The sequence below is a fragment of the Cupriavidus sp. USMAHM13 genome (assembly GCF_001854285.1).
Lineage (GTDB): Bacteria > Pseudomonadota > Gammaproteobacteria > Burkholderiales > Burkholderiaceae > Cupriavidus > Cupriavidus malaysiensis.
This window is the reverse complement of sequence record NZ_CP017752.1, coordinates 175,551-194,065: the sequence shown is the minus strand read 5'-3', so window position 1 is coordinate 194,065 and position 18,515 is coordinate 175,551. Positions and strand designations below refer to the sequence as shown.

Genomic DNA, 18,515 nt, shown 5'->3' with positions numbered 1-18,515 from the left:
AGGAGGACAGGCATGGCAGCAACGCAGCACGATCGGGTGGTGGTGGACGTGGACGGTTGTCCGGTGGCGTGGCGATGCTGCGGCGACGGGCCGCCGCTGGTGCTGCTGCACGGCGGCCACGGCAGCTGGGAGCATTGGACGCGCAACCTCGCGCCGCTGGCGCGCACGCGCCGGCTGCTGGTGCCCGACATGCCGGGCTACGGCGACTCGGGCATGCCGGCGCAGGCCGATCTGCCCGGCCTGGTCGAGGTGCTGGCCCGTGCGCTGGCCGCCCTGCCGGAACGCGGCGATGGCCCCATCGACCTGGTGGGCTTTTCCTTCGGCGGGCTGGTGGCGGCGCAACTGGCCAGCCATCCCGCCCTGGGCCGCGCGCCCGCCAGCCTGGCGCTGCTCGGCCCGGCCGGACACGGGGGGCCGCGCCGGCTCGTGCACGAACTGGCCGACTGGCGGCGCTGCGCGGACGAGGCGTCGCTCGCCGCTGTGATGCGGGCCAACCTGGCGGCCCTGATGTTCGCCGAGCCGGCCGCCATCGACGATGCCGCGCTCGCCCTGCACACGCGCGCCTGCCGTGCCACGCGTTTCCGCAGCAAGCCGATCTCGCGCGCGGGCGGCCTGCAGGCGGCGCTCGCGCGCTACGCGGGGCCGGTGCTGCTGGCCTGGGGCGAACACGATGTGACGGTGACGCCCGAGGCGATCGACGGCATCGCCCGCGCCGCGCGCGCGCCGTCGGCGCCGGCGGCGCGCGTCGAGGTGGTGGCCGGCGCCGGGCACTGGGTCCAGTACGAGGCGCACGCGCGCGTCAATGCCTTGCTGCAGGACTGGCTGGCGCGGCCCCACGCGGGGCCGGCGCGCTCAGGCTGAGGTCCGCGCCACGCCACGGCGGGGCCCGCCGTTTCGCGTAGCATGGCACGCTCCGGTGCCCCTTCGTGTCCACCATGCCCAGCAGCCCACTCACCACCACCCGCCTCAAGCCGGGGCGCGGCAAGGCCACCCCCAACCGCTCGCTGGAGCGCGGCGTGGCCGTGCTGCGCGCCTTCCGCGCCGGCTCCTCCATGCTCGGCAACAGCGAGATCGCCGAGCGCACCGGCCTGTCGCGCTCCACGGTCAGCCGGCTGACGCAGTCGCTGATCGAGACCGGCATGCTCGAATACATCCCGCAGTTCCGTGCCTACCGCCTGGGCGCGCCGGTGCTCAGCATGGCGCACGCGATGCGCGACAGCTCGCAGGTGCTGAAGGTCGCCACGCCGATGATGGTGGAGGTGGCGATGCGGCACCGGATCAATGTGGGGCTGGCGGTGGCCGACGGCGACGAGATGATCTACCTGGAGTCGTTCCGCTACAACCGCCGCCAGTCGCTGCGCACCGTGGTGACGGGCCAGCGCATCCCGATGGCGCTGACCTCGCTGGGCCGCGCCTACCTGGCCACGCTGGCGCCGGTCGACCTCGCCGCCATGCTGGCCGGTTTCGCCGCGCGCGCCCGCGGGCGCGGCTGGCGCGAGCTGCGCCGCGAGATCGAAGCCGCGGTGGCATCGGTGCGCACGCGCGGCTACTGCGTGGCGTCGTGGCAGCCCCAGGTGGTGGCCCTGGCGGCGCCGGTGCATTGCGAAGGCTATGGCGTGCATGTGCTGAACGTCAGCGTGTCCAGCCAGCAGGAGGCGGCGGAAGTCGAGGCGGCGCTGGCGGGGCCGCTGCTGGCGCTGGCCCGGGACATCGAGGCGCGCGTGCGCCTGCCGGAGTGAGGCGTGGCTTCACGGGTGCCGGCGCATCCTTGAAGCCACGTTCGTGACGCCACGTGCCCCGGCACCTGCTGCCGCTCCGCCCGAAGCCTGAAGCCGGGCGATGCCGCCTTACGCGGCCTTACGCGGCTTCACGCAACTTCACGCCACCTCATGCCGCAGGAACGCCGTGCTCAGGCAACAGCGCGGGTTCCGGCCGCGGTGGCGCCTCGGACGCGACGGCCGGCGCTTGCGCTGCCACCTGCCGGCGCGCGAAGGCCGCCAGCCCGCGCAGCGCCGCCCTGGCCGAAGGCAGGTAGAAAGCCTGCAAGTGGAAGACATGCCAGCGCCCCAGGTGGACTTCGAGCCGGCATGGCACGCCGCAGGCCTGTGCGTGCGCGGCGAGACGGGTGGCGTCCGCCAGCAGCACTTCCTGGTCGCCGGCCTGGACCAGCATCGGCGGCAGGCCGTGCAGGTCCGTTGCGAGCGGCCGCGCGGCGGAGCCGCTGCCGCCGGTGCCACCGTCATACCAGCGCAGGCCCTGTTCGAGCCAGGCCCGGCGGATCATCGGGTCCTGCTTGCGCCGCGAGGCCAAGGTGTCGCCGCCGAGCGTGGGGTCGGTCACCGGGGACAGCAGCAGCAGGGCCGCCGGCGCGGGATCGCCGCGCTCGCGCAGTGCCAGGGCGAGCGCCAGCGCCAGGGCACCGCCGGCGGAATCCCCGGCGATGACGATCTGCCCGGGAGCGTGGCCGGCCGCGCGCAGGGCCGCGTAGCTGGTCAGTGCGTCCTCCAGCGCGGCGGGATGCGGATGCTCGGGCGCGAGCCGGTAGTCGGGCACCCACACCGGCATGCCGGCGGCGGCGGCCAGCCGCGTGGTGATGCTGCGATGGGTGGCGGGGCTGCCCAGGCAGAAGGCGCCGCCATGCAGGTAGAGGATGGCGCCGGCAGAGGCCGCGCCGCTTGCGGGCGTCGCCACTGGCGCCATCACTGGTGCCACCACTTCGAGCGCGATGCCGCCGGCGCGGCGCCACGAGCGGGCGGTGCCGCCGGCGCCCGGCATCAGCGGCGCCAGCAGGGCCACGATGCACCGCTGCGCCCGCGCGCCCAGCGGCGGGCCGATCAGCGTGCGGAAGGCCACGCGCAGGAAGGCACGCAGGAACCCCGCGGCGGCCGCCTCGGGCCAGGCGCGCGCTTCGGCCACCTCGACGCCGCCGGCGGGTCCCGTCGGCCCGGGCAGCGGCCGCGTCAGGCGGTAGGCGGCCAGGCTGGAGTGGCGCGCCAGCCAGCGATAGGTCAGGGTGAAGCCCGGCCAGTTGGTGCTGTTGTGCCCGCTGGCGTCGACATACCAGCTGGTGCAGCCATTCCATACGGTGCCGGCCAGGCGTTGCTGCACGCGCGTGTTGAAGCGCCGGTAGGGTGCCTCGTCGACCTCGATGGCGCTCGCCCGCGCGTCGCGCATCGCCTGCAGGCAGCGCAGCACATGGGCGATCTGGCTTTCCAGCATGTAGACGATGGAGTTGTGGCCGAGATTGGTATTGGGCCCGTACAGCATGAAGAAATTGGGGAAGCCCGGCACCGTCAGGCCCAGGTAGGCCTGGGCGCCGTGGCGCCAGGCCTCGTTCAGGTCCTGTCCATCGCGGCCGGTGATGCGCATGGGCGAGAGGAACTCGGTGGCGGCGAAGCCGGTGCCGTAGACGATGGCATCGACCGCATGGTGCGCTCCGTCCGCGCACTCGATGCCATCCGCGGTGATGCGGCGGATGCCGGCGGTCACCAGGGTCACGTTGGGCTGGCTCATGGCGCGCAGGTATTCGCTCGACAGCAGGATGCGCTTGCAGCCGATCGGGTAGTCGGGTGTCAGCCTGGCGCGCAGCGCGGCATCGGGCACCTGCCGCGCCAGCAGCCGGCGGAAGGGCAGGCCCACCGCCAGCTTCATCAGCCAGCGGAAGCGGGTGAAGGCCAGCGCGCGCGATTCGTAGCGCAGGTAGATGCCGGCGCGGTGCATTCGCATCGCCCATGGCAGGCGACGGTACAGCAGCTTCTCCCAGCCCCGGTAGGCCCGGTCCGGACGCGGCATCAGGTAGGCCGGCGAGCGCTGGAACACCGTCAGCGAGCCGACGCTGCCGGCAATCGCCGGCACGAACTGGATGGCCGAGGCCCCCGTGCCGATGACGGCAACGCGCTTGCCCGAGAGGTCGTAGCCATGGTCCCAGTACGCGGAATGGAAGCTGTGGCCACGGAAGTGCTCGATGCCCGGCAATTTCGGCAGCGCCGGCCGGCTGAGCTGGCCGGTGGCGCTGACCAGCAGGCGCGTGTGCAGGGTGGCGCCGTCGGCCAGCGTCACCAGCCACAGCGCCCGCGCTTCGTCGTAGCGTGCCTGCGCCACCTCGGCGCCGAAACGCAGGTGCGGCGCCAGGCCGTACTTGCGGGCGCAGTGCTGCAGGTAGCGGTGGATCTCCGCCTGCGGCGCAAAGGTGCGTGACCAGTCCGGGTTGGGCTCGAAGGAGAAGGAGTACAGGTGGGACGGCACGTCGCAGGCGGCGCCGGGATAGCTGTTGTCGCGCCACACGCCGCCGACGTCGCGGCCGCGTTCGAGGATGAGGAAGTCCTCGATGCCGGCGCGCCGCAGGGCCACCGCCATGCCGATGCCGGCGAAGCCCGCACCGATGAGGATGGCGGCGAGCGGTTCGTCCGGCGTGGCGCCGGGTGCGGCGGGGGTGGGAGCGGTGGCGGGCATGGGCTGTCTCCTGTGGTTCTGTGCTGGCGCCAATGTTGCGGCCGTCTGGGGATTCCTCCAATGGCGCGCGGGGACAGTTGTTTTAGTATTCGGGCCACATCAGACCGTTTCCGGGTATCCCCTCATGCGCTTCTGGGAGTTCACGAGAAGTCCGGCGAGCGTCCACCTGCTGGTGGATTTCGGCGTGGCGCGCGGGCTGGCGCCGGCGCAACTGCTGGCCGGCACGCGCCTGTCGCCCGAACGGCTGGCCGACCCTAACCAGGGCGTGAGCGCCGCGCAGGAACTGCGCGTCGCCGGCAACCTGCTGCGCTGGCTGGAGCATCCGCCCGGACTGGGGCTGGAGGTGGGGCTGCAGTATCACTTCTCCGCCTACGGCGTGTGGGGCTACGGCCTGATCAGCAGTGCCACGGGAGCCGACGCCATGGCGCTGGCGCTGCGTTTCCTGCCGCTCACCTTCGCCTTCTGCGGGATTGCCTACCACGAAGAACACGAACTCGGGGTGCTCGGCTTCGGCGAGCCGGCGCTCGCCGATGGCCTGCGCCAGTTCCTGCTGGAGCGCGACATGGCCGCCGCCGCGGTGCTGCTGCGCGAAATCGGCGGCGGCGACTTCCGCGTGCGGGCCTTCACGCTCACGGCCAGGGCGCCGGCGCGCGGGAACTCCCGGCGCGACCTGCCGACGGTGTTCGGTGCCACGCCCACCTACGGCGCCGCGCGCAACAGCCTGCTGTTCGACCGCGCCTGGCTGGCCAGGCCCCTGCCGCAGGCCAATCCGGTCACGGTGGCGATGTGCGAGCAGATGTGCAGCCGGCTGCTGGAAGAACGGCGCGCGCGCCTCGGCACCGCCGCGCTGGTGCGCCACTACCTGGACAGCGCCCCGGGCGGCCAGCCGCCGACGCTCGACGGCATGGCGCAGCGCATGCACACCAGCCCGCGCACCTTGAAGCGCCGCCTGCAGGAAGACGGCAGCTCCTTCCGCGCGCTGCTGGCCGAACACCGCTCCGCGCAGGCGCGGCAATGGCTGCAGGAGGGGAACCTGAGCCTGACCGAGATCGCGGCGCGGCTCGGCTTCAGCGACCTGTCGACCTTCTCGCAGGCTTTCAAGCGCTGGCACGGCGTGGCCCCCAGCGCTTACCGCGGCATGCGCGAGGGCGCCTGAGCGCCGGCCATCGTCGCTCAGCGCTTCTGGCGGCGCGCCCGGCGCGGCTCCCTGCAGGCTTCGGCGATTCCGGCTACGCTGTCGGCCTGAATGTCCTGCGCTCCACCCGGAGCGCAGCTCACCGCACCCAGAAGCCAGGATCACCATGCCCGCTCCCCTCAAGATCGACTTCGTCTCCGATATCGCCTGCCCCTGGTGCGCGATCGGCCTGGCCTCGCTGCAGCAGGCGCTGGCGCGCCTGGATGGCGAGGTCGATGCCCGCATCGCCATGCATCCCTTCGAACTGAACCCGCAGATGGGTCCGCAGGGCGAGGCCATCGTCGACTACCTCGGCAAGAAATACGGCCGCACCCCGGCCCAGATCGCCGAAACCCAGGCCATGATCCGCGAGCGCGGCGCCAGCGTCGGCTTCGCCTTCGGCCCGCGCGAGTTCGTCTACAACACCTTCGACGCCCACCGGCTGCTGCACTGGGCCGGCCTGCAAGGCAAGCAGCTCGCGCTCAAGCAGGCGCTGCTGCAGGCCTACCACGGCGACGGCAAGGATCCCAGCAGCCACGACGTGCTGGTCGAGGCGGCCGCCTCGGTCGGGCTGGACGCCGAACAGGCGCGCGGCGTGCTGGCGCGCGGCGACTACGCCGACGAAGTGCGCGCGGAAGAGCGGGAATACCAGGCGATGGGCATCCAGTCGGTGCCGTCGATCATCTTCAACGACCGCTACCTGGTGAGCGGCGGCCAGCCGCCGGAAGCCTTCGAGCAGGCGATCCGGCAGATCCTGGCAGAGGGCTGAGCGGCGTCCCCGGGGCCGGCCCGCTCGAGGTGGGCCCTTCTCCGCCACGGCACGCCACGCCACGGCACGCCACGCCACGGCACGGATGCGGCTCGCATTCGTCGCCAACTTGCAGACTCGTCCTATGTACGCGCGATCCGCGAGGCCATAGCATTTTGCTCATCCCGCGCCGCCCCGCAGGGCGGTGCGGGCAGGCCCTGCGGCCCGGTCATCGCTTCCGTTCCTCCCTCGCTTCTCTCCCGCTTTCCCGCGACGGCCCCGCAGCCATGCGTTGCAATGTCCCACCGAGACGATCGACTCATGACTCGCTTCCTGCAGACCCGCCCCGCGTCGCCGCGGCGGCCCGCACCGCGCTGGCTCGCCGCCCTGGCCCTGGCCGGCGCCCTCTGCGGCACCGGCGCGGCCAGCGCCGCCGACCTGGTGCTCGCCTATGACGAACTGGGCCGCCTGGTCCGCGTCACCGACAAGGCCAGCGGCGCCACCGTCACCTACGAATACGACGCGGCCGGCAACCTGGTCGCGATCCGCCGCACGTCCTAGCGCCGGGCACACCGGGTGAGCCGGCGCCGCCGCGCGGCGCCACGCCTTCCCCGCTCTCTCCGCTTCGCCGCCCGCTGCCGGGCCGGCCCTCCCGGGGCCGCGCCCGCGGCCCCCGTTCGCCCTGGCGCCGGCACGACCCGGCCGCCTCACCAAGGAGCATCGACCATGCTGTCCTGGTCTCGCCTGCACTGGAAGCCCCCGATCCTGCCGCGCCACTGGCTCGGCAAGCTGCTGCTGGCCTGCGTGATCGCCGGCCTCGCCCCCGCCGCGTGGGCCGAAGACTGCTACGACAAGTTCGCCGCGGCCGGCGCCTTTCCCGGCTCGAAGAACTGCCTGCTCTACGCCTCCACCGTCACCAGCGGGCTGGGCGGCCTGTGCAGCGCCACGCTCGCCACCGAGTACTGCGCCGGCGCGCCGCCCGGCGGCGGCAAGCCCTATAGGCCGGACGACACGCCACTGTCGCTGGATGCGCCCGACAACGTCGAATACATCGTCGGCGACGTCAGCATGGACGACGTCAGCGGCGGCTGCGGCGATGCCGATGCGGGCCAGTGCGCGGAAGCCAGCGGTGGCGACCCGGTCAACCTGTTCACCGGACAGTTCGACTACGCGGTGGTCGACCACACCGTGGCCGACCTGATCCCGCTGCAGATGGGGCGCGTCTACCGCAGCTCGCTGCGCAATGCCGACGGCCAGGCCGTGCTGGGGGCCTTCGGCCTCGGCATGCAGCCCCACTACGACCTCTACCTGCGCGAGACGGAAGGCGGCGCGCGCCTGCAACTGGTGCTGCCCAGCGGCGTGGCGATCCCCTTCGCCCGCGTGGCGGACGGCCGCTGGCGCAACGGCAGGAGCCGCGGCAACCTGTACGGCACCGAGATCGCGCAGAACGGCGCCCGCGAGCGGGTGCTGACCCTGCACGACCGCCACCGCTGGACCTTCTCGCTGATCGGCCAGCGCTGGTACCTGAGCGAAGTGGCCGACCGCAACGGCAACCGCCTCACGCTGACCCGCGAGCAGACCGGCCTGCTGATCGCGGTGCAGGGCCCGAGCGGGCGCAGGCTGCAGATCGGCTACTCGGGCAGTGACGACGTGCGCGCGCGGCGCCTGATCTCCCGCATCACCGACCCGCTCGGCCGCACCACCACCTATGCCTACGACGCGCGCCTGCGCCTGGTCAAGGCGACCGCCCGCGACGGCGGCACCACCACCTACGAGTGGGACGGCCAGGACCGCCTGGTCGGCATTACCGACGCGCTCGGCATCAAGGCCCTGGTCAACGAGTACGATGGCGCGCAGCGCGTGGTGCGGCAGACCCTGGCCGACGGCAGCACCTTCCGCTTCGCCTACACGCCGTCCAGCGGCACCGTGACCCGCACCGAGGTGACGGACCGGCGCGGCGCCGTGCGCCAGGTCGACTTCGATGCGAACGGCAATGTGGTGGCCAACCAGCAGGCCGCCAACGGCAACATCCTCGAACGTAACGAGCACCGCTTCACCTACGACGCCGCCAGCGGCAAGCTGGTGCGCAGCGAGGACTACCGCGGCCGCGTCACGCTGTATGCCTACGACGCCAACGGCAACCTGGCCAGGCGCACCCAGGTGGCAGCCTTCAGCTACGGCGACCGCGTCACCGAAGCCACCTACGACCCGGTGTGGAACGTCCCCACCCGGCTCAAGCTGCCCAACGGCGGCGAATGGACCTACCAGTACGACGGCCGCGGCAACCTCGTGCGCGTGCGCGCGCCCGATGGCGGCGAATGGACCCAGGCCTACGACAGCCAGGGGCGACGCACGCGTGCCGCCAATCCGCTCGGCCACGCCACCACCTACGGCTATAGCGGCGCCGACCTCGCCAGCGTGACCGATCCGCTCGGCCGCACCGTGCGCTATGCGACGGACGCCGCGGGCCGCCGCACGCGGGTAACCGACCCGCTGGGCCACGCCACCCAGGTGCGCTACGACGCCATGGACCGCGTGCTGGAAATCGTCAACGCCCGCAACGGCAAGATCGCCTTCGCCTACGATGCCGCCGGCCGCCTGACCGCGCGCACCGACGAACGCGGCAACACCACGCGCTTCACCCACACGCCGATCGGCCGCGTCGCCACCAGGACCGAAGCCGACGGCGCTCGCACTACCTACGGCTACGACCTGGCCGGGGCGCTGAGCGAGACGGTGGACCCGCGCGGCAAGCGCATGACCATCGAGCGCGACAAGCGGGGCCAGCCCACGGTGATCGAATACGGCGCGCCCACGGCGGATGACTGGCCGGCGAAAAGCCGGCAGGAGTTCATGCACATGTGGGGTGGGCTCAACTGGAGCGACACCAAGTCCGGCCTGAAACTGCTGCGCTACGATGACGCCGACCGCCTGGTGTACGAGTGGATGTCCAGCAGTACGCAGGTGCGCCGCACCTACGATGCCAGCACACCCGGCCAGTTGACGACGATGCGCATGACGGGCCCGAGCAACGTCCCGGACCCGCCCACGCTGCGCTATGCCTACGATCCGGTCGGTCGGGTGACCCGCATCAGCCAGGACGGCCGTGCCACCGCCCTGCAGTTCGAATGGGACCGCGCCGGCCGCCTCGTGCGCAGCACCGCCACCGGCCAGGGCGGCCGTGCCCGGCTCGTCACTGACTACAGCTATGACGCCGCCGGCCAGCTCACCGGGCTCGACTACCGCAGCGCGGGCGGCAAGCTGGGCGAGATCCGCTACAGCTACGACGCCGCCGGGCGTCGCACCGGCATCGGCGGCAGCCTCAACCCGATCGAGTTGCCCGGCGCCAGCGTGACCGACGCCCAGTACGACGCGCGCAACCGCCTGACACGCTGGGCCGGCCGCACCCTGCGCTACGACGCCAATGGCAACCTGATCGACGACGGCGTGCGTACCTACACCTGGAACGAGCGCGACCAGCTGCGCCGGGTCACCACTGCCGCCACGGGACTAGTGCAATTCGGCTACGACCCTGCGGGCCGGCGAACGATCCGCAACCAGGGCGACGAGTGGCTCGACTACATCCACGACGGCGCGAACCTGGCGCAAGAGTTTGACCGCCACAGCAAAATCACCACGCTCCACGGCCCGGCGGTGGACATGCCGCAGATCCGCCAGGATTCAGACGGCACCGAGCGCTTCCTGCTGCAGGACGGCAACGGCAACGTGATCGGCCTGAGCGACGGGCTGGGCACGACGCTGGAGACGCAATACCGCTACGAGCCCTACGGCAAGTCGCGGGTGCTGGGACAGGCCAGCCGCAATACCCAGCAATACACGGGGCGGGAGAACGATGCCACCGGGCTGTACTACTACCGGGCGCGCTACTACGATCCGGAGACGGGGCGCTTCGTCAGTCCGGATCCGATCGGGTGGGCGGCTGGGCAGACGAATGGGTATGCGTATGTCGGTGGGGATCCTTTCAACCGCACCGACCCATTTGGGCTGAGCGGGAATGCTCCGGGCCGAGGCTCGTATGCGGCAGGAACGGGAACGAGTACGCTGCCTGGTCACGGATATATCGGTGCTGTTGGGGACTTTCTTGAAAACTACCGAGATATGCGGGAGGCTAATACGATTGGTGCGGACAAGTATTTTCACTGTAAGGCGAACTGTGAAGCCACCCAGCGAGGCAAGCAAGGTGAGAAGATGGCGTGCTGGATTTCCAATGGACGCGAGTGGTTCGATCAGAACATCAAAGGAGATCCTGCAAGCGCCTCGGCCGCAGATCAGGCAGCTAATCAATATGGCCGCAGTCAGGGTGGAAGTTCTTCTCAGTCGTGCTCTCAATTATGTTCACCATTTCGACCTAGTGGGTTGGCGGACAATTACTGATGATGAAAAGATCAACTGTTTTTGGGCTTGCTGTAGCGATTGTCGCCGCCATGGCAATAGTACTTTGGCTGCGGCGCGAGTTAGCAATTGATAGGTGCCTGGACCGAGGAGGACGATGGAACCACGAGAGTTCCGTCTGCACGGGGGCGACTGACTGAGAAGGGCGGAATGGGGGCGAGATTCGATGCGGTCAGGAAAGCAATGCCGCATATACCGCCGACGATGACGGCCAAGCCTCTCGATTGATAGAGGACCGCGCCGAGGCAGGGGGGCATGTCTGCATTATGGCAGCCCTGTGGTGTCAGAAGGGTGAGGGCACTGCCGTGGATCCGGAGCGCTGTGCGCATTGGATCGAGCGCCTCCAAGCACTGGCCGACGATGGAAATCTGGAGGCACAGTGGGAACTGAGTTGCATGCAGCGCTGGGGTGACATAGTGTCCCTAGACATCAGGATCGCGAATCACTGGCTGGAACGTGCTGCGAAGGGCGGCTATGGCGAGGCGCAGCACCTTCTCGCTTGGTATTACCAGACAGGACAGGGCGGTCTCAAGAGTCAAGTGCAACGCTTAGCAAATCCATTGATTTCCAGCTCCTTGGCCATTGCTTCCTCGGGCGTATCCCAGTCGAGGGTCTGACGAGGTCGGCCGTTGAGCAATTTGGCATGTCATTGAGCTGGGTCTGTGTGACTGGGCGGACTCAAATCTAAAGTGCAACACCTTGCCATTCGGTAAGGCGGGTGACTTCACGTGCATCATGCGCAATCGCTGAAAGAGATCGAGCGGAGCGCCGATATAGATCTGATCACGGAATCCTTAAGGGGCGCACCGACAGGGCCGTCAGCCGGAGCGCAGGTGGTCGCGTCCCGTGCACTAGCAAAGTCAGACGCCGGTTCGCCGTCGGCTGAGAGCATCCAGTCCCTGGCCGGCATCTCCCCTGGCGGCAGACCAACACGGCACCCGCGCGCACCTAAGTTGCATCTTATGATAATGTGATTATCATTGTATGCAATTCATCGCAAAGCCTGCCTGCCGCGTTGTCATGGGTGACGTCGCGGCCACGTCCGCGCAGGCGCGATGCCGGGACGGCGGCCGGATGGGGCCGGATCCCGGGCGGCGCCGGCGCGGCCGGTGCCGGCGCTCCGTGTCCATCCATGACGAGGCTGGTAGATGGATTCTTCGCGCGCTTCCCTGGTTACCTATCTGAAGCTCCTGGCCGAGGCGCCGCACGACGGTACGCCGGTGGTGCTGGAGACGGAGCGGGCGTTGTCGCTGCATTTCGACCTGCATGCCACGCAAAGCCTGATGTCGCGGCGCGATCCCAATGCCTTGGTGCTGGGTTACACGCGGGCGATGATGGGCTTCCTGCTGCTGCATCCGGAGCCGGCGCGGATCGGGCGGATCTCGCTGATCGGGCTGGGGGGCGGTTCGCTGGCCAAGTATTGCTATCACCACTTGCCTGGGGCCAAGGTGGTGGCGGTCGAGATCGACCCGGCGGTGATCGCGCTGCGCGAGACCTTTCATATTCCGCCGGACGGCGAGCGCTTCGAGGTGGTTTGCGCCGATGGCGCCGACTACGTCCAGGGCCGGGAGGCGCGTCCGGACGTGATCCTGGTGGACGGCTTCCTGGCCGGCGGCATGCCGGCGCGGCTGGGCTCGCCGTCCTTCTACGAGGACTGCCTCGAGCGGCTGGCCGACGATGGCGTGCTGGTGGCGAATTTCCTCGAGGACGACGAGCAGATCCCGTTCTACCTGGACGCGGTCCGTGCCGCGTTCGGTGAGGGGGTCTCGCTGGCGTTGTCCGAAGATGGCTGCAACTACACGTTGTTCGCGTGGAAGGGCGGGGCGGCGCTGCCGCCCCTGAACACGCTGCTGGCCCGCGCGCAGGGGCTGGAGGCGGCCCATCCCTTGAAGCTGCGCGCCACGGCCAGGCGCTTGCGGCAAGGCCGGCGCTTCGCCGCGGAGCGCGGCTGGTGGCAGGCGCCGGGCAGACGCCGTTAGCGCCGCCGCCCCGCCTGCCCGGGCGGCGCGCCGCTCCTTCCACGTTCGACGGACCCCATCATGCCAATCACCTACCTGCGCCAGCTGAGCGGTCGCGAGCGCAGCCCCGAGGCCAACCGGCGCCTGGCCTGCTTTCTCGCCTTCGTGGCGGGGGCGGCCAATGCGGGCGGCTTTCTCGCCGTGCACCAGTACACCTCGCATATGTCGGGCATCATCTCCGCGATGGCGGACAGCCTGGCGCTGGGCAGCATCGGCCTGCTGCTGGACGGCCTGGGTGCCTTGTTGTCCTTCATGGCCGGCGCGGCCTGCTCGGCGGTGCTGATCCACTGGGGCCGGCGCGAGCACCTGCACAGCGAGTACGCGCTGCCGCTGCTGCTGGAGGCTTTCCTGCTGCTGGTGTTCGGCCTGCTGGGCGGCAACCTGGAGCGGCTCGAGTGGTTGTTCGTGCCGGCCACGGTGATGGTGCTCTGCTTCATCATGGGCTTGCAGAACGCCATGGTGACCAAGGTGTCGAAGGCGGAGATCCGCACCACGCACGTGACCGGCATGATCACCGATATCGGTATCGAGCTGGGCAAGCTGTTCTACTGGAACCTGGGCCTGGCCGACGATGCCGGCCCGGCGGTGCGCGCCGACCGGCGCAAGCTGCGCGTGCTGGGCACGCTGGTAGGGCTGTTCTTCCTCGGCGGGGTCAGCGGGGCGCTCGGCTTCCATCGCTTCGGATTCATCGCCACGCTGCCGCTGGCCGGCCTGCTGTTGATACTGGCCGCCGTGCCGGTGTTCGACGACGTGCGGCTGCGCGTCTGGCGGCGCGACCTGCCCGCGCGCCTGCAGGCGCGGCTGAAGCGCTGGGCGGCGGCGGCCGGCGCCGATGTGCATGCGCTCTGGCTGGCCGCGCGCGATCCGGGCACGCCGCGCCCGGTGCGCTGGCTGGCGCGGGCCGTGTCCGGCTATGCGCTGTCGCCCCTCGGCGTGGTCCCGGCGGCCGTGCCGGTGCTGGGCCCGCTGCATGGCCTGGTGCTGGTGCCGCTGGCCATCCTGGCGGTGCGGCGCCTGGTGCCGGCGGCGGTGCTGGAGGCCCAGCGTCGGGCGGCGGACGCCGCCGGCCCGGCGCCGGTGTGCTGGCCGGCGGCGCTGCTCGTGCTGGGATTGTGGGGATTGGGCGTGGTGGCGCTGGTGCGCTGGCTGACGCCTGCCGCTGCCTCGCTCCGGTGATCCGGTGATCCGGTGATCCGGTGATCCGGTGATCCGGTGACGGGCGCGGGCGGCGCCGCGCCTCAGCCGTCGCGGCGCGGCGGCTGCTGCGGCCGGCTGTCTTCGCCGTGCGCGGCCTCGTGGCTGGCGTGCAGCGCGATCTCCCTGGCCACCCAGGCGCAGGCGCCGGCGATCAGCACGCTCAGGATGGCCACGGTGAAGGCCAGCGTGCGGCCATGCCACAGGCTGCCGAACCAGTTGGCGAAGTCCGCCGCCAGCACGGCGGCCTTGCCGCCGATCTTTTCCAGCTCGAATTCGTACTGGCGGCGCGCCGCGTCGTCGTCCAGCAGGCCGGCCTGGTCCGGGCCGGCGGTCATGAAGATGGCCACCGAAGCCAGCAGGCCGATGGCCAGCACGGCCACGGCGGCGCGGTTCAGCAGCACCGGCAGCGGCAGGCCGCCGGCGGCCGCGGGGCTCGGCTCGTCGTAGTCGCGCGGGGCTTGCGGGTGGTGGTCGCGCTCGCTCATGCCTGGTCGTCGTGCGGGGCCGGGTGGCCGGAGCGCACAGTATGGCAGATGGCGGGAGCGCGGTCAGGGCGGTCCAGGACAGGCCGCCACGTGGCGGCGGGCGCTGCCGTGCAAATAAAACGGGCGCTTCCGCCAGGAAGCGCCCGTTTGTGTTTGTCTTTGCCTTTGCGCCTGCCTGCCGGCGCGTTTGGACCGCCGCCGGCCGGCTCCGGCCAGGCGGCGCCCACGCGCCCGCTCAGAACTGCGCTTCGTCCAGCGCCGTGGCCGCCGCGCCGCCCGCGGTGATGGCGTCGCGCAGCCCGCCGGCCTGCGACAGCACGTGCTCGGCGAAGAAGTGCGCGGTGGCGATCTTGGCCGAGTGGAAGGCCGGGTCCTCGGCGCGCCGGGCGTCGGCCGCCAGCATCGCGCGCGCCAGCTGCCAGCCCGAGAACACGATGCCGCACAGCTTCAGGTAGGGCACGCTGCCGGCGAACACCGCGTTCGGGTCCGCCTTGGCCTGCGACACCACGAACTCGCCCACTGCCTCCAGTGCCGCGCGGCCCTTGGCCAGCTGCGCCTGCACCGCCACGAAGGCCGCGCCGCCGTGCGCGCCCAGCGCCTGCTCGGTCTGCGCGATGCGCGCGCAGATCGCGCGCAGCACGGCGCCGCCGTCGCGCACCGTCTTGCGCCCCACCAGGTCATTGGCCTGGATCGCGGTGGTGCCTTCGTAGATCGGCAGGATGCGCGCGTCGCGATAGTGCTGCGCCGCACCCGTCTCCTCGATGAAGCCCATGCCGCCGTGCACCTGCACGCCCAGGCTGGTCACGTCGATCGACAGCTCGGTGCTCCAGCCCTTGACCACCGGCACCAGGAATTCGTAGAAGGCCTGGTTCTCGGCGCGCGCCGCGGCATCCGCATGCTGGTGCGCCGCGTCCGAGGCCGCCGCCGCCACGTAGGCCAGCGCCCGCGCGCCTTCGGTGAGCGCGCGCATGGTCATCAGCATGCGCTTGACGTCCGGGTGGTGGATGATGGCCACCGCCTCGCGCGCCGAACCGTCGACGGGGCGGCTCTGCACGCGTTCGCGCGCATAGGCCACCGCCTGCTGGTAGGCGCGCTCCGAGACCGCCACGCCCTGCATGCCCACCGAGAAGCGCGCCGAGTTCATCATGATGAACATGTACTCCAGGCCGCGGTTCTCCTCGCCCACCAGCGTGCCGATGGCGCCGCCGTGGTCGCCGAACTGCAGCACCGCCGTCGGGCTGGCCTTGATGCCCAGCTTGTGCTCGATCGATACGCAGTGCACGTCGTTGCGCGCGCCCGGCGAGCCGTCGGCGTTGACCAGGAACTTGGGCACGATGAACAGCGAGATGCCCTTGACACCCTCGGGCGCGTCCGGCGTGCGTGCCAGCACCAGGTGGACGATGTTGTCCGCCATGTCGTGCTCGCCGTAGGTGATGAAGATCTTGGTGCCGAACACCTTGTAGGTGCCGTCGCCCTGCGGCTCGGCGCGCGTGCGCACCATTGCCAGGTCGGAGCCGGCCTGCGGCTCGGTCAGGTTCATGGTGCCGGTCCACTCGCCGGCGATCAGCTTGGGCAGGAACAGCGCCTTCTGCGCCTCGCTGCCGGCCGTCAGCAGCGCCTCGATGGCGCCGTCGGTGAGCAGCGGGCACAGCGCGAACGACAGGTTGGCGCTGTTGAGCATTTCGTTGCAGGCGGTGGCGATCAGCTTGGGCAGGCCCTGGCCGCCGTACTCGGCCGGGTGCAGCACGCCCTGCCAGCCGCCCTCGGCGAACTGGCGGAAGGCCGCCTTGAAGCCAGGCGTGGTGGTCACGGCGCCATCCTGCCAGCGGCTGGGATCGAGGTCGCCGGCGCGGTTCAGCGGCGCCACCACCTGCTCGTTGAACTTGGCCGCCTCTTCCAGCACGGCCTGCGCCGTCTCCGGGGTCGCCTCTTCGTAGCCCGGCAGCTGGCTGACGGCCTCCAGGCCGGCCAGCTCGTTCATCACGAAGAGCATGTCCTTGATCGGTGCGCGGTAGGTCATCGCGTGTCTCCTGTCGGGTTGTATCCAGCCAGCGGCCTTGCCCACATGGCTGCTCAGAGGCGTGATCGTAGCTCCGGGGCACCTGTACAGGCTAACAAAAACTGCCCATTCATTGACAAAACCTGCCGAATTGCGCCGTGGCGGGGCAGGCGCGGCGGTTGGCAGGATTTGTCAGAAATTCGGCCGGTCCTGTCAATGCCCGCGCGCGGGCTTGTCCCTAGAATGGCCGCCACAGGCCACCGCGGGCCATTGCAAGCCAGCCCGCCGGACTGCCGGCATCCCGGCCCGCTCCGGGCCATGCCCGCACTCTTCCGCCCACTATATTCCCAGGAGACCCGCCCATGGACCATTTCGGCCAGATGATGTATGCGCCACTACTGTTGCCGTCGCTGCTGGAGCAGGCGGCGCGGCATGCCGGCCGCGTCGAGATCGTCTCGCGCCGGGTCGAGGGCGACATCCATCGCTACACCTACGCCGACTGCCACCGGCGCACGATGCAGCTTGCCAACGCGCTTACCGCCGCGGGCATCGCGCCCGGCGACCGCATCGGCACGCTGGCGTGGAACGGCTACCGGCACATGGAGATCTACTACGCCACGGCCGGCATCGGCGCCGTCTGCCACACCATCAACCCGCGCCTGTTCCCCGAGCAGGTGAGCTACATCATCAACCACGCGCGGGACCGCTTCCTCTGCTTCGATGCGACCTTCCTGCCGCTGGTCGCGCAGATCGCGCCGCAATGCCCGCACGTCGAGCGGTGGATCCTGCTGGGCGATGCGTCGGCGCTGCCGGACGATTTTCCGGTGCCGCTCGAAAGCTACGAGGCGCTGCTCGACGGCCAGCCGCAGTCCTTCGCCTGGCCCGAGCTGGACGAGCGGCAGGCGGCGCTGCTGTGCTACACCTCGGGCACCACCGGCAACCCGAAGGGCGTGCTGTATTCCCATCGCTCGACCTACCTGATGGCGTATGCCTCGGCCCTGCCGGACGCGCTCGACCTGCATGCCGCCGACACCGTCGCGCCGGTGGTGCCGATGTTCCATGTGAGCGCCTGGGGCCTGCCGTTCTCCGCCGCCCTGGTGGGCGCGAAGCTGGTGATGCCGGGGCCCCGGCTCGACGGCGCCTCGCTCACTGAACTGTTCACGCAGGAAGGGGTGACGGTGTCGGCCGGCGTGCCGACCGTCTGGCTCGGCATGGTCGACCACATGCGCCGCAGCGGCGAGCGCTGTGCCACGCTGGCGCGCGTGATCGTCGGCGGTGCCGCCTGTCCGCCGCAGCTGGCCGAAGCCCTGGGCGGCCTGGGCATCCGGGCGGTCCATGCCTGGGGCATGACGGAGTTGTCCCCGGTGGGGACGGTCTGCACGCCGTCGCACGGCTACGCGGGGAAGACGGCCGAGGAGCGCGCGCGCATCGACGCCAAGCAAGGCCGCGCCATCCCCGGCATCGACATGAAGCTGGTGGGGGCCGCGGGCGAGGAGCTGCCCTGGGACGGCCGCTCGGCCGGCGACCTGATGGTGCGCGGACACTGGGTGGTGGAGCGCTACTTCGGCGCTGAAGGCAGCGCGCTGGAGAACGGCTGGTTCGCCACCGGCGACGTGGCGACCATCGACGCCGACGGCTATATGCAGATCACCGACCGCAGCAAGGACGTGATCAAGTCGGGCGGGGAATGGATCTCGTCGATCGAGCTGGAGAACATCGCCCTCTCGCATCCCGAGATCGAGCTCGCCGCCTGCATCGCCGCCGCGCATCCGAAGTGGGACGAGCGCCCGCTGCTGATCGCGGTGCGCCGTGCCGGCAGCAGCCTGAGCGCGAAGGAGCTGCTGGACTTCTATGCCGGCAAGGTGGCGAAATGGTGGGTGCCGGACGACGTGGTGTTCGTGCCCGAGCTGCCGCTGACGGCGACCGGCAAGCTGCAGAAGCTGGTGCTGCGGCAGCGCTTCGGCCAGCACCTGGTCCGCTGAATCCCTGGAATCGGTCGGTGCCAGCCATGTCCTTCACCTCCCATTTC

Annotated in this window: 12 protein-coding genes and 2 pseudogenes; 10 read left to right on the top strand and 4 right to left on the bottom strand. The window is 70.6% G+C overall.

Annotation, left to right across the window (positions count from 1 at the left end):
• The first annotated feature begins 12 nt into the window (after positions 1–12).
• Together BKK81_RS19265 and BKK81_RS19260 are read left to right on the top strand one after the other, a co-directional pair.
• Positions 13–861, top strand: coding sequence for an alpha/beta fold hydrolase (locus tag BKK81_RS19265; protein WP_071016862.1), 849 nt, complete (start codon positions 13–15; stop codon positions 859–861).
• A 74-nt stretch (positions 862–935) separates the two neighbouring features.
• Positions 936–1,739 (top strand): IclR family transcriptional regulator, encoded by an 804-nt coding sequence (locus BKK81_RS19260; RefSeq protein ID WP_071016860.1) that lies wholly within the window; start codon positions 936–938, stop codon positions 1,737–1,739.
• A 148-nt stretch (positions 1,740–1,887) separates the two neighbouring features.
• Here BKK81_RS19260 and BKK81_RS19255 read toward each other — a convergent pair whose 3' ends face one another.
• A complete protein-coding gene (locus BKK81_RS19255) occupies positions 1,888–4,452 on the bottom strand; it encodes a flavin-containing monooxygenase (protein ID WP_071016859.1) in 2,565 nt (854 codons plus the stop codon).
• 124 nt (positions 4,453–4,576) lie between these two features.
• Here BKK81_RS19255 and BKK81_RS19250 point away from each other — a divergent pair, with 124 nt between their 5' ends.
• The 5 genes and pseudogenes from BKK81_RS19250 to BKK81_RS37085 form a co-directional block, all read left to right on the top strand.
• Positions 4,577–5,608, top strand: a complete 1,032-nt coding sequence (locus BKK81_RS19250; RefSeq protein WP_071016857.1) for an AraC family transcriptional regulator — start codon at positions 4,577–4,579, stop codon at positions 5,606–5,608.
• 145 nt (positions 5,609–5,753) lie between these two features.
• Entirely contained in the window at positions 5,754–6,395 is a 642-nt protein-coding gene (locus tag BKK81_RS19245) for a DsbA family oxidoreductase (RefSeq protein WP_071016855.1), read from the top strand.
• A 300-nt stretch (positions 6,396–6,695) separates the two neighbouring features.
• Positions 6,696–6,935: an RHS repeat domain-containing protein gene (locus BKK81_RS19240; RefSeq protein ID WP_071016853.1), complete on the top strand. Its 240-nt coding sequence runs from the start codon at positions 6,696–6,698 to the stop codon at positions 6,933–6,935.
• Positions 6,936–7,100: 165 nt separating this feature from the next.
• Entirely contained in the window at positions 7,101–10,769 is a 3,669-nt protein-coding gene (locus tag BKK81_RS19235) for an RHS repeat-associated core domain-containing protein (protein WP_071016851.1), read from the top strand.
• 284 nt (positions 10,770–11,053) lie between these two features.
• Positions 11,054–11,215 (top strand): annotated as a pseudogene (locus BKK81_RS37085) (hypothetical protein); the annotation flags it as partial.
• A 107-nt stretch (positions 11,216–11,322) separates the two neighbouring features.
• On the opposite strand, the pseudogene BKK81_RS37080 reads toward BKK81_RS37085, so the two are convergent.
• A pseudogene (locus BKK81_RS37080) lies at positions 11,323–11,456 on the bottom strand (IS30 family transposase); the annotation flags it as partial.
• A 479-nt stretch (positions 11,457–11,935) separates the two neighbouring features.
• Between BKK81_RS37080 and BKK81_RS19230 the strand changes: the two are divergent.
• Positions 11,936–12,766 (top strand): fused MFS/spermidine synthase, encoded by an 831-nt coding sequence (locus BKK81_RS19230; protein WP_071016849.1) that lies wholly within the window; start codon positions 11,936–11,938, stop codon positions 12,764–12,766.
• Positions 12,767–12,826: 60 nt separating this feature from the next.
• Positions 12,827–13,981 (top strand): DUF1275 family protein, encoded by a 1,155-nt coding sequence (locus tag BKK81_RS19225; RefSeq protein WP_071016847.1) that lies wholly within the window; start codon positions 12,827–12,829, stop codon positions 13,979–13,981.
• Positions 13,982–14,043: 62 nt separating this feature from the next.
• Here BKK81_RS19225 and BKK81_RS19220 read toward each other — a convergent pair whose 3' ends face one another.
• Positions 14,044–14,487 carry a hypothetical protein gene (locus BKK81_RS19220; RefSeq protein WP_231908172.1) on the bottom strand — a complete coding sequence of 148 codons (444 nt, stop codon included), beginning with the start codon at positions 14,485–14,487 and terminating at the stop codon, positions 14,044–14,046.
• Positions 14,488–14,722: 235 nt separating this feature from the next.
• The gene (locus BKK81_RS19215; RefSeq protein WP_071016846.1) at positions 14,723–16,507 is read right to left on the bottom strand and encodes an acyl-CoA dehydrogenase; all 1,785 of its coding nucleotides are present in this window, start codon (positions 16,505–16,507) and stop codon (positions 14,723–14,725) included.
• Between the two features lie 341 nt (positions 16,508–16,848).
• On the opposite strand from BKK81_RS19215, the gene BKK81_RS19210 reads away from it, so the two are divergent.
• Positions 16,849–18,468 (top strand): 3-(methylthio)propionyl-CoA ligase, encoded by a 1,620-nt coding sequence (locus BKK81_RS19210; RefSeq protein WP_071016844.1) that lies wholly within the window; start codon positions 16,849–16,851, stop codon positions 18,466–18,468.
• The last annotated feature ends 47 nt before the right edge of the window (positions 18,469–18,515 follow it).

What these genes read in the sequence shown, in the direction of transcription:
- BKK81_RS19265 (WP_071016862.1), top strand. Translation starts at nt 13, where the DNA reads ATGGCAGCAACGCAGCACGATCGGGTGGTGGTGGACGTGGACGGTTGT.
- BKK81_RS19260 (WP_071016860.1), top strand. Translation starts at nt 936, where the DNA reads ATGCCCAGCAGCCCACTCACCACCACCCGCCTCAAGCCGGGGCGCGGC.
- BKK81_RS19255 (WP_071016859.1), bottom strand. Translation starts at nt 4,452, where the DNA reads ATGCCCGCCACCGCTCCCACCCCCGCCGCACCCGGCGCCACGCCGGAC.
- BKK81_RS19250 (WP_071016857.1), top strand. Translation starts at nt 4,577, where the DNA reads ATGCGCTTCTGGGAGTTCACGAGAAGTCCGGCGAGCGTCCACCTGCTG.
- BKK81_RS19245 (WP_071016855.1), top strand. Translation starts at nt 5,754, where the DNA reads ATGCCCGCTCCCCTCAAGATCGACTTCGTCTCCGATATCGCCTGCCCC.
- BKK81_RS19240 (WP_071016853.1), top strand. Translation starts at nt 6,696, where the DNA reads ATGACTCGCTTCCTGCAGACCCGCCCCGCGTCGCCGCGGCGGCCCGCA.
- BKK81_RS19235 (WP_071016851.1), top strand. Translation starts at nt 7,101, where the DNA reads ATGCTGTCCTGGTCTCGCCTGCACTGGAAGCCCCCGATCCTGCCGCGC.
- BKK81_RS19230 (WP_071016849.1), top strand. Translation starts at nt 11,936, where the DNA reads ATGGATTCTTCGCGCGCTTCCCTGGTTACCTATCTGAAGCTCCTGGCC.
- BKK81_RS19225 (WP_071016847.1), top strand. Translation starts at nt 12,827, where the DNA reads ATGCCAATCACCTACCTGCGCCAGCTGAGCGGTCGCGAGCGCAGCCCC.
- BKK81_RS19220 (WP_231908172.1), bottom strand. Translation starts at nt 14,487, where the DNA reads ATGAGCGAGCGCGACCACCACCCGCAAGCCCCGCGCGACTACGACGAG.
- BKK81_RS19215 (WP_071016846.1), bottom strand. Translation starts at nt 16,507, where the DNA reads ATGACCTACCGCGCACCGATCAAGGACATGCTCTTCGTGATGAACGAG.
- BKK81_RS19210 (WP_071016844.1), top strand. Translation starts at nt 16,849, where the DNA reads ATGGACCATTTCGGCCAGATGATGTATGCGCCACTACTGTTGCCGTCG.